10 protein-coding genes are annotated in these 9,855 nt (G+C 34.8%); 7 read left to right on the top strand and 3 right to left on the bottom strand.

Going from position 1 to position 9,855, the window contains the following annotated elements; translation table 11 throughout:
• The first annotated feature begins 104 nt into the window (after positions 1-104).
• From LJC66_RS27050 to LJC66_RS27060, 3 genes are all read left to right on the top strand, one after another.
• The gene (locus LJC66_RS27050) at positions 105-248 is read left to right on the top strand and encodes a hypothetical protein (protein ID WP_205665451.1); all 144 of its coding nucleotides are present in this window, start codon (positions 105-107) and stop codon (positions 246-248) included.
• A gap of 128 nt (positions 249-376) precedes the next feature.
• A complete protein-coding gene (locus tag LJC66_RS27055) occupies positions 377-580 on the top strand; it encodes a hypothetical protein (protein WP_102194869.1) in 204 nt (67 codons plus the stop codon).
• 188 nt (positions 581-768) lie between these two features.
• Positions 769-1,392, top strand: a complete 624-nt coding sequence (locus LJC66_RS27060) for a MarR family transcriptional regulator (protein WP_230933891.1) — start codon at positions 769-771, stop codon at positions 1,390-1,392.
• A 282-nt stretch (positions 1,393-1,674) separates the two neighbouring features.
• Here LJC66_RS27060 and LJC66_RS27065 read toward each other — a convergent pair whose 3' ends face one another.
• The 3 genes from LJC66_RS27065 to LJC66_RS27075 form a co-directional block, all read right to left on the bottom strand.
• A complete protein-coding gene (locus LJC66_RS27065) occupies positions 1,675-2,241 on the bottom strand; it encodes a DUF3967 domain-containing protein (protein WP_230933892.1) in 567 nt (188 codons plus the stop codon).
• A gap of 1,937 nt (positions 2,242-4,178) precedes the next feature.
• Positions 4,179-5,042, bottom strand: a complete 864-nt coding sequence (locus tag LJC66_RS27070) for a manganese catalase (protein ID WP_230933893.1) — start codon at positions 5,040-5,042, stop codon at positions 4,179-4,181.
• 348 nt (positions 5,043-5,390) lie between these two features.
• The gene (locus LJC66_RS27075) at positions 5,391-5,930 is read right to left on the bottom strand and encodes a shikimate kinase (RefSeq protein WP_051421164.1); all 540 of its coding nucleotides are present in this window, start codon (positions 5,928-5,930) and stop codon (positions 5,391-5,393) included.
• A 593-nt stretch (positions 5,931-6,523) separates the two neighbouring features.
• Between LJC66_RS27075 and LJC66_RS27080 the strand changes: the two genes are divergently transcribed.
• The 4 genes from LJC66_RS27080 to LJC66_RS27095 form a co-directional block, all read left to right on the top strand.
• Positions 6,524-7,021 carry an HTH domain-containing protein gene (locus LJC66_RS27080; protein WP_230933894.1) on the top strand — a complete coding sequence of 166 codons (498 nt, stop codon included), beginning with the start codon at positions 6,524-6,526 and terminating at the stop codon, positions 7,019-7,021.
• Between the two features lie 361 nt (positions 7,022-7,382).
• Positions 7,383-7,607, top strand: a complete 225-nt coding sequence (locus tag LJC66_RS27085; protein ID WP_098966931.1) for a spore germination protein — start codon at positions 7,383-7,385, stop codon at positions 7,605-7,607.
• A 706-nt stretch (positions 7,608-8,313) separates the two neighbouring features.
• Positions 8,314-8,667 (top strand): plasmid mobilization protein, encoded by a 354-nt coding sequence (locus LJC66_RS27090; RefSeq protein ID WP_012209755.1) that lies wholly within the window; start codon positions 8,314-8,316, stop codon positions 8,665-8,667.
• The coding region (locus tag LJC66_RS27095; RefSeq protein ID WP_230933895.1) for a relaxase/mobilization nuclease domain-containing protein at positions 8,649-9,855 on the top strand (1,207 nt) is incomplete at its 3' end. The genes LJC66_RS27090 and LJC66_RS27095, both read left to right, overlap by 19 nt.

Here is a 9,855-nt window from a genome sequence, read left to right on the forward strand (position 1 = left end):
AGGACGAGCTAGAGAAGATCAACAACAACCTGGGGAGCAAGTTCGACAGCTTGAGCGCGACAGCGAAGGCGGAACTCAGCGAGGTCGAAAAAAACAGCAAGACTATGATTTCGAACGCTAAGTTAGGTGTGGCGTTTAATGGTTGGTTAGACTGGGTGAAGTATGGAGCTGGTGCAGCAATCTTTATGGTACCTGTATTCTTCTTGTTTAAGTGGTTCTTTGGGTTGTTTGGTATAGAGTTAGGATAACATTTTAATTAATTTAACTTGTCAAATAACAGCTTTCGTTATAATCTAATTGATTACATTGCATTGCATTGCGATTGATTAGATTAAATTGTATAATGTTGTATATAGAAGAAGTTGGAGGTATTAACATGACAGAGAAAAAGACGTTAAAAACCACTTCCATAAGGCTTGACGAAGATGAATTAGTAATGGTTCAGGAGTTAATTAATTCATTTAATGACTTTAATGATTTTAGTTTTAGACCCATTACTCAAAATGATGTTATACGTTTAGCTTTAAGAAGGTTATATGAGAAAGAAATACCTGCAGAATCAAGAAGTATAAAGAAATAAATAATCAATGAAATAAAGGTGTAGATGATTTAAAATTAAAAATAAGAAAAGTCCTCTAGTTTTAGCGGGCCAGAGGACTTTTAACAAAACATTTCGAGGGATTAACCTCTTGTTGTTGTGCAACCTATTTAATTAATTTTATTTTAACACAGGACGGTTAATTCCTGCTAGAGGAGAGGAATTAACAATTGAAAAAAAGAAAATTCAAAATTAATTTTGATGATGCTGAACAAAATGCTAGGTTAAGAGATTTAGAAAATGAAAAAGAAAAATTTAAAGAAGACTATCATGGCGTTGATCAGGATGATGTTAACAAAGCTATAGAAGTATTAAGTAAAGCGACTGGAGGAAAGGAGATTTACGTTGGAACTAAACGTTCTCCAAAATCAAAAGTGAAATTTGCTCAATTTATTCAGGATAATTGGGATTATGCTTTAGAAAATGATTATTTTACTGATGAACAGATGCTCTTCTTACTTCGTATTCAAAGATATATGCAATTTAAAAGTAACTGTATTGTAGATAATATTCACTCTAGAAGTGCAGTTCCATTGACACAGAAGGCTATTGCTGAAAGATTAAAAACTAGTGCGCCCAAGGTTAGTAGAATTGTAAATCAGTTAGTTGATAAAGGAGTAGTTGTTAAAGCTCAAGGTCAAAAAACAGAAGGGAATAATGCCCGTACATATGCCTTGTTTATTAACCCGAATATTATTTACAGTGGAGAACGAGACAATATAGAAACAACTTTAAAAGCACTTTTTGCTAATGCTAAGCCTTTATTTAAAAATTTTCCAGTGACCCTTTTTTAAGGGTTACTTTTTTTTATATTTTCGTAGTTATCTAATTCGGTAACTATAGTTATCTAATTCGGTAACTACGAAAATCAGTATAAACCCTTGGTATTAAAGGGTTTATTACTGCCTTAGGGGTTATTTTACTCTCACTCTCTATTTAAATAGCAATTCGCTTATAGAATTGCAAGGGTCTTTTTATAATTTTTTCGTTAGAAAATTAATAGCCTAAAGGCTAAAAAAACCGTCTCAAGACGGTCATCTTTTAATTAAAAAAACTACCCAATCTATTTGAGTAGTTTAACGTAACCATAATTGCCACCATTTCTTCTTGTTTTTTTCTTCTGACAAACTAGCAGCTATTTCTTTTTGTGATTCTTGCATTTCTCTTAATGTTGAAATCAATGTTTTATCTCGTTGTTCTAAACTATCTTTTATGTATGACTCTTGTTTTAAAAACTGTTTTTTAAAGTCTTCTTGTTGTTTCTCTATAATTTCATTTTGGTTCTTCACTAACTTTTTTAACTCTTCTAGCTCAGTCATAACCGTTGTGACTTGATTAGTTATAACCGTTATATCTTCTGTTGTAACAGTTATGTCGGTTATATCGGTTGTGTCAGTTATAACTTTGCCTTTTGCAATTTCCTTTACAGCCTTTGAAACGGTCATACCTTTTTCATTTTTTAAAAGCATTAATTCTTTAAATAGATTTATATCATCTTGTGAAAACAAGAGTTGTCCTTGCTGATTACGTTTAAAGTTATAACCATGTTCTTCAAAAAGTAAATAATATTTCTTTGCAGTTGAAGTCGTGACTCCAATAGCTCTTGCTAATCCATCTACTTTTTCATAGAATTCCATGTACATAACAGTTATAACCTCCAATTTATTAAGGGTCATAACTATTATAACACCCTCTAATAAGATGTTAGTGTCTTAAAGAAAATAAAAAAGCATGAACAGGACTTAGAGAAAGAATAATTTTCAAGCCTATCAACCATACTATTTTTAAAAATAATATGGAGTGTTAGCTAGTATGTATTTCACTGTACTCAAAAATTCTATAATATTAACTATTGGGTATTATTTATCAATTATTGTTTTACCGGAAATGGTGAAGGTGAATGCCATTGTTTCAGAATGTTTGTTTTTTATACCTGCTGGCTTTTGGATTATGAGCTTAACAGATAAATGGTGGATTAATACGATTTCTATACTTTTAGCTGTAATACTTTCCTTTCCTCTCATAGATAGTTTCTTTCAGTAAATAGATAAATTATTTATGTTAGAAGAAATGAAAAAGACAACCTCATCTCAATGGCATTGGAAAGAGGTTGCCTTTTAGGGATACACTTATGAAAGTGTAAAAAATCAATTCGTTTAAATAGTACCATATTTCCCCTCTATATACGATATTTATCCATAAGAACATATGTATAAAAAGAAGCTCCAGTCTAACGGACATATTACATAGCAGCTTCTCTTTGATTTTTTAACAGATTAATCCGTTAATAGATCATTTCAGCATTCTTTAAAAAAACTTAAAGATCAGAATGGAAAAAAAGTAAATTTACCAGTTAGATTTTTTTAAATAAAACTATCTAGGCCGTATCAATTTGGTACGGTCTTTTTATTTATATTGGAAATATTTAGGTGTCATGTTTTCATGACACCCCAAAAAGTCCAACAAACTCAGTCATACCAAGGCTTAACACCACTTTTAAAACTTTCTCTCTATTATCACTATTGTTTAGTAGCAATTCGCCACTAGAATTGCAAGGATCTTTTTATAATTTTTTCGTTAGAAAAATGTTAGCCTGAAGGCTAAAAAAAATAAAAGGATACCTATTTTTAAAATCAGGTATCCTTTTATCTTAAGGGTTTTGACAACATTACAAATCATAAAAGTAGTCAGAATAATTTTACAACTATTTTATAATTAAATCAATGTAAGGCAACTTTGAGCATATGAATAAAAGGTGCACTTTTTATACATTCGTTTGGGTTATGCCCTAGTATGAAACCCTTACGCGTCAAGGATGTATAAAAAGCTGCATACTGCTATAAAGGTGGCTGTTTTGAAACCCTTGTCTCCCAAGGGTTCTTTTTAATGATGTGTTCCGGAAAGAGTGATTATGTAAACTGATGTTGTATATCATATACAGCGTAAAAATAGAAAAAACTGCTGGGCTCAACAGCAGCTTCTTCTGTTTCTTGAAAGGTAGTCGTAAAGTGATGATCCAATCCATCTTGAGTAGTTTGCTTAACATAGTCAGTAACTATACATCATAAAAAAGAAAGTCTACTGGGGATCTCAGTAGACTTTCTTTTAGTTCAATTATAAAACCCCGAAGTTATTTTTACTTCTTGTTATAAGAATATGTACGTTTGTTCTTTTTATAACCTGTACCAATATATAAAACCAGTTGAAAAAGTGGTTCTTTCACTGGCTTTATACGAGGTGTATTTATTTAATGCATTTTAGAGCATCGTAGATAGTTTACGCAAATTCATTTTGTATTATAAATACTGGTTCTTAACTACTGCTGATTTTCATATACTATAGAACTCGGAAAAGCTAATCTTCTTTTGGGACTAAATCTTCAAAAGTAGAGGCAAAACACCCTGACTATTTAAAATATAGTCAGGGTGTTTTCGTTTTGGTAATACTTATTGAAAACAGAAAAAACTACCGGCTCATCAGGGACCAGGAGTTTTTTCCGCGACATAATTAGAAGTTAGTTTTGATGTTTTTGCACATCATAAGTAGTTTGCTCAACTGTTTTAATCCTATTCTTTTTAATTTAAGCTAAGTGAGGAGGAGGAGAAGGATTATCATGTCTTCTTAAATCTTGAGGTGGGGTATCATGAATATATGGAGGAGCTGGTTTTAATTTTGGTTTACCACCAAATCCTTCTGGACATTGTACATATTGGAATACTCCTTCTCCATCCATACTAGGACCACTTGCCCAACGTCCAGTAGCACTTTTCTCTCCCTCAGAAAAATTAAAGAGAACATGAGATACTTCCCGTTTTTCCAAGTGTCGAGGGAATGTACTTGGAACAACTACATTTTCTTTTTCTTCTAGTTCTTTAATTGCTGCAATCCATTGATTTTGATGCATCGTATCTCGAGCAATTAACCAGGATAGCATATCTTTTACTCCACGGTCACTAGTGGATTCGTAGAGGCGTACAACTTGGAGGCGACCTTGTGACTCTGCGTTTAAGTTCGCTCGAAAATCTGCGAGAAGGTTACCACTTGCTATAATGTAATCTGCAGTCCATTTGTTTCCAACACTATCAGTTGGCATGGCACCAAGACCAGAAACAATAGCATGTTGGGGATTCATTCCCCCAAGAATAGCTCCGATAATAGGATCTTGAGCTGCTTTCTCTAGATCTCCAATGGGTGCTCCATCAAGAAGTCTGGCAATCATTGTAGCTAACATTTCAATATGAGCTAGTTCTTCAGCTCCTGTATCCATAAGTAAATCTTTATATTTACCGTTACCTCGTACACTCCATCCTTGGAATAGATACTGCAGTGCTACAGAGATTTCACCAAATTGTCCGCCTAAAACTTCTTGCAATTGCTTTGCAAATAATGGATCTGGACGATCGGGTTTTGAGTGATATTGAAGTTCTTTTGTATGAAAGAACAATAGAATCATCCTATCTGTTTTAAATTTAAAATAGCCTATATATAAGCTATTCAAGTTGTAAAGATAGGTGCCTATTTCATTATTAAATGTGAATAAGAGGATCTAAGTACAAGGAAAAACCCCACAGATTAGAGATTCTGCAGGTTATTGAATCTAACATAGGGTTTATCTTACTAATTATATATGTACATATAATTTTTTATGACTACCTATAATGTTGATTATATTAACTACCTTTGTATATCTTATACAGCTTAAAAATAGAAAAACCCACCTTCTCTCTAAGGTGGTTTTTTCTTATTACACGACTTTATCCAATGACACCTATTGGCATCTTGAGTAGTTTGCTCAAATTATTGTTTGATATTCAGATTGCTTATTAATAGGCACTGCATTCATGTTAATTTGTCTCAGTACATCCTCATATTTAAAATCCTGATCAATCTCTAGAATTATTTTTTCTGAGTCATCTTTATATTTTTGAATTAGTTTTAATAGCAATGGACGTACATGTTTATCAAATATATTTAACTTTGTTACACCTCGTTTTAGAACTTCTAAGTCATTTGTACCTAACCTTTTATGACAGCGTTCTAAACACACTTGAAAAGGTACATCTAGAAAAATAATAATATCTGCTTTTTTAAATCTTTCTTCATAAGTTTCTTTATAACCCCAACCTTCTACTATCCATTTATCTTTATCTAATAATTTGTTTAGTTCTCTTGAGAAATGTCTGATTTGTTGCCTAGTAGGAAAAGGAGCTGTTTTTAAAAATTTAAGTTTTTCATCCATTTCAAAGAATGGAAGTGAAAGATCTTGGCTTAACTTTTTTCCTAGTGTAGTCTTACCAGCACAACCGTTTCCAATAATACATATCTTAGACAATTTTTCACCCTCCTCTTTGGCAATAGACAGCTAAATTACTGTCCTAATCAATACTATGTATATGTGCCATAAGAAGTTAATCACTAAGTTTTTCAATAATTTTTTAACAAGTTCTTTATTAAAATAGAATTCATTATGATGACTAGAATTTAATCTCTTTTGATAGTGCTTAAAATTGTATAGAGGGCTTGAGAAGCAGTATCTACATCGTAATAAAATGAAATTTCGCCATTTATAAGAGTAGTTACTTGAAAACACCGAGATTCCTTACAATATATTAATCTAATAAATCCAGGTATAGTATGTATAATTTTGCTATTTTCATATTCAATTAAGATTCTAAGCATTTTTTTGATTTCATCTATACTCATAAATAAACGTACACCTGCCTATTATGGGGAATTTTCAGTTAAACAGACCCAATAATTTTTTTATTTTCCCTACATTATCACAAGAATGCTTAAAAGAAAAATTTAAACTTGTTTCTTACAGTACATTTTATGTTAATAAATAAAGGAAGTAATAGCAGGAAATATTACTTTGCATTTGAATACTAGTACTATACTTTTAAAACGAGAATGGGGGCTAGTAGGATGCTAGTAAAAAAGATGTTAAATGGCATTATGATGAAAGAAATCACCATTAAAGAATTAGCTGATCAGTATGGTGTAAGTACTCGTACCATTCAATCAAAGATTAAGAAATTAGGTTATGAATGGGACAGTAAGGAAAGCATTTATCGCTATGTTGGAGAAGAATCAGAGCCTTTGGATGTTGATTTTAGTACTCTTATCTCTAAAAACAGTAAAATGCCAGCAGAACAAAAGCTAGCCAATAGCGAAGTAGCAGCTAGTATTAGCTATCTAAATGAAAGTGAAAGTACTAGCACTAGTTCTTCAAAAGCTAGCACAGTAGATGCAATTGATTTGTTACTACAAAATCCAAAAGATCGTTCAAAAAGAGTGTATCGAGGTTTTTATTTCGATAATGATGTTTTAAGCATTATTGATCGAGTTCCAAAAAGTTATAAATCTGAACTAATAAATGAAGCACTAAGAAAAGTTTTTAAGGAAAAAGGATTGTTAGATTAAAAAAAGCCACTGGGGTACCCCAGTGGCTTTTTTTAGTACTTACAGGGAATAGGAATTGTTATGGACGATGCTCATTGGAAACATCTTCAATAGTTTACTCATAATGAAATAAATTTAATCTCAAAAATGATTTATGAAGGCAAGTTACCTATATAGATTATGCTGAATACAATAGTATAAGCTAGTTGCTTTTCTAGTAATTCCTTTTAGCTCCTCAACTGTTTATAATTCTTTTTAAAGATCAAGCATTAGACTTGTTTCACTCTAATGCTTGATCTTTATTAATTTAAATAGACTACAACTTATTTTCCTTTAGATTTTTAGAATCAAATACTAATTTATAACGGAGGAGAAGATAAAAATGCCATCTGTCGTAGGTGCAGTAAATATTGGTAGCTTATCTGGATCAGCACCAACAGTTGAATTTGGTGATTGTTTTAAGATTGCACCAAAAAGTGCAGATACAACAAAAGTAGGTTCAGGATCAGCTAATACAGGAAACTTTATGAATATCACCAATGAAAGAAGTACAACTAACAGTAAAAATGGTAGTATATTCAGTCAAAATATAGCTGGTAATTTGTAATAAGAAGAAATTACTTTTATTTTAGATCTCTATAAATGTAAGCTATTTTTCATACAAGGTACGAGTCGTATTTTTTAAGAAACACACTTAAAAAATCTCCACTCTTTTCTCCTTGCATAAAAAATTTCGGCAGGTTTGGATCTCTCGCCAAGCCGACATACCCAAAACGAAGGAGTTAGGGAATCGGCTTGTTTGAGCAAGTATACCTGCCGAACCGCCAGCTCGGCCGTCCAAAAATGTTCATCTTACTTTAAGGTGAGCATTACACTTAAAAACATAAGAAGCCAGCCTCTACCCCAAAACAAAGGGGAAGATAAGCTGCGTTGTCAATGGTAAGCGGACCGTAGGGAGCATTAAGGAATTGACAACGTCACTACACCCAAACCCTCTTGGCACTCAAACAACCACGTTTGTTTGACGCCAACCGGCGAGGGAGCCCCCTCAAAGTTTTGAGGGGGTTGGGGGTGTTTGTAGAAGCCATTCCAAAGGAGCTTTCCTTTGGCAGGTGTGGACAGCGTCCGCGGTTTGGCTCCCCCTTGAAAAGGGGGTTGGGGGGATTGTTATGCCAGGCATAACCAAGCTCAATTGGGTACCAATTGTAGAGCTTGCCTTATTCCGAATGTTTGGTGTATTATGGAAGCATACAGCTGGAATTTTACACCAAGTTCACCACGTCCAGTAGGTGAACATAAGGAGGAATAAAGGGATGAGCGAGACGAAAGGCGAGCGTAGGAACGAGCCTAAACAGGTGAAGTTCCGTGTCACTGAGGAGGAATTCGAACGGCTATCGCTGATGGCGGATAACGTAGGAATGACGGTGCCTGCCTTTGTGAAAGCAAAGGCACAGGGTACCCGTGTACGACAGCCGAAGATCAATCGTGAGGGTGCTCTAGCAATTGCGAAGGAATTGCGTGCCGTGGGTACCAATGTGAACCAGATTGCGAGATGGTGCAATGCACGAGACATTGAACAATTGAGTGAACAGGAGCTTGAGAGATTGGTATACAATCTCGACGAAATTAAAAAGGGATTGGCTGCAGCATGGCAACAATTAAGCTAAGTACGACGAAAAATGCCAATGCGTTACTGAAGTACGCTGAGAAGCGCTCTGAGGTATCAAATTCGCTTGATTGCGATGTGGACTATGTTCGGAACCAATTTAAGGCTACAAGGGAAATATGGGGCAAGAACGGCGGCATACAAGCCCATCATATCATTCAATCATTCAAACCAGATGAGGTGGATCCCCAACAAGCCAATAAAATTGGGTTACAACTGGCTGAGAAGTTGGCAAAAGGTCATGAGCTTGCCGTCTATACGCACACAGATAAAGATCATATTCATAACCACATTGTGATTAATGCGGTGAACTATGAAGATGGCCGAAAGTTTCATGCACATGGCCAAGAGGCTATTGACCATGTGCGCAAAATAAGTGATGAACTGTGTAAGGAACATGGGCTGTCCATTGTAGAAGAGCGCTCGGCCGATGTTCGGTACACATTAGCTGAACAGTCATTACTTGAGAAAGGTGAGTCTAGTTGGAAGGATGAAATTCGAACGGCCATTGATCAAGCCAAGGAGCAGACAGCTAGTTTTGAAGAGTTCCAGGAACGTTTAAAAGACCAGGGCGTCCAGGCGGCTTTAAGAGGTAAAAACATCACGTATGAGCATCTAGAATCGAATAAAAAGGTACGTGGCACTAAATTAGGGTTGGCGTATGAGAAGGAGACGATTTTACATGGCTTTGAAAGACAAGTTACAAGAGAAAGAGAAACAGCAGGTTCAACAGAAAGAGGAGTTACAACAGTTACAGCAGTTATACCAGGAGATGATCTTGCGTCTCAGAACGACAGAGGGCTATCTCTCGACGTTTTTGAAAGAAAACATGAACAAAGAGATGATGATCGAACAAGAGCTCGAACAGATCAAACAGACGAGCCAAGACGTGCAGCAGGAAATGAGCTTAACTTCGATGACATTGCTGAGCAAATTAGAGAACGACATCGAAACACACAAGCTGCATACAAACAAAACTTTGGCCGAGATGAAGACGGCCATCAGAGTGTTACAAAGCGAAATGAAACAGAATCAGGAGTTTCTGAGCAAAGAGTTTCAAATAAACAATCAAGCGATCAAGGACGAGCTAGAGAAGATCAACAACAACCTGGGGAGCAAGTTCGACAGCTTGAGCGCGACAGCGAAGGCGGAACTCAGCGAGGTCGAAAAAAACAGCAAGACTATGATT

This window comes from Priestia sp. TSO9 (assembly GCF_021029645.1).
Lineage (GTDB): Bacteria > Bacillota > Bacilli > Bacillales > Bacillaceae_H > Priestia > Priestia megaterium_E.

What these genes read in the sequence shown, in the direction of transcription:
- LJC66_RS27090 (WP_012209755.1), top strand. Translation starts at nt 8,314, where the DNA reads ATGAGCGAGACGAAAGGCGAGCGTAGGAACGAGCCTAAACAGGTGAAG.
- LJC66_RS27065 (WP_230933892.1), bottom strand. Translation starts at nt 2,241, where the DNA reads ATGTACATGGAATTCTATGAAAAAGTAGATGGATTAGCAAGAGCTATT.
- LJC66_RS27055 (WP_102194869.1), top strand. Translation starts at nt 377, where the DNA reads ATGACAGAGAAAAAGACGTTAAAAACCACTTCCATAAGGCTTGACGAA.
- LJC66_RS27080 (WP_230933894.1), top strand. Translation starts at nt 6,524, where the DNA reads ATGCTAGTAAAAAAGATGTTAAATGGCATTATGATGAAAGAAATCACC.
- LJC66_RS27050 (WP_205665451.1), top strand. Translation starts at nt 105, where the DNA reads ATGATTTCGAACGCTAAGTTAGGTGTGGCGTTTAATGGTTGGTTAGAC.
- LJC66_RS27085 (WP_098966931.1), top strand. Translation starts at nt 7,383, where the DNA reads ATGCCATCTGTCGTAGGTGCAGTAAATATTGGTAGCTTATCTGGATCA.